At 69.5% G+C, this 541-nt stretch carries 1 protein-coding gene; it reads right to left on the bottom strand.

Annotated elements, in window-relative coordinates; translation table 11 throughout:
- Nucleotides 1–541: hypothetical protein (locus tag N1028_RS19715; protein ID WP_259531236.1), on the bottom strand; the 541-nt coding region annotated here is incomplete at both ends.

Genomic DNA, 541 nt, shown 5'->3' with positions numbered 1-541 from the left:
CCCACGAGGAGGCCGCGCTTCACGGCGTCGGTGCCGAAGGTCTCGTTCAGGAGCCCGGCGGCGTCTTCGGAGACGTGCACGGTGGTGCCTTCGAGGATGGCGGTGTCGTTCGGTCCCATCTCGAGCGGCTTCAGGGTGCCGCCCCAGAGCTCGAAGAGGTAGGCCTGCTCGACCGCGACGGTCCCGTTGACGGTCACGTCGCCGTAGAGCTTGGACTCGCCGGGGTCGACGGTGAAGTTGGTGAGTTCGACGACGGTGTCGCCGGCGGTGAGGGACAGGCCGGAGCCGTCGTGCTCGATGTTGCCCTGGACGTAGGGGCGGTAGCCGGACTCGGGGTCGTAGTAGTCGACATTGCCGCCGGTGATCGGGAACGCGAGGACCCCGTCGGTGAGGGTCGCGGTGCCCACGACTCCGGGGGTGAGGCCAAGGCCGGTGATGGCGTCGAGGAAGCCGGCGTCGACGGCGACCTGGGTGTCGACACCGGTCAGTGCGGGGATCGAGGCCAGCGGCTCGGGAGTCTCGTTCGCCGACGACGACGACG

It is taken from the genome of Herbiconiux oxytropis (assembly GCF_024979315.1).
Taxonomy (GTDB): Bacteria; Actinomycetota; Actinomycetes; order Actinomycetales; family Microbacteriaceae; genus Herbiconiux; species Herbiconiux oxytropis.
Note: the sequence above shows the minus strand (reverse complement) of the source record. Positions and strands in the feature narration are given on the sequence as shown.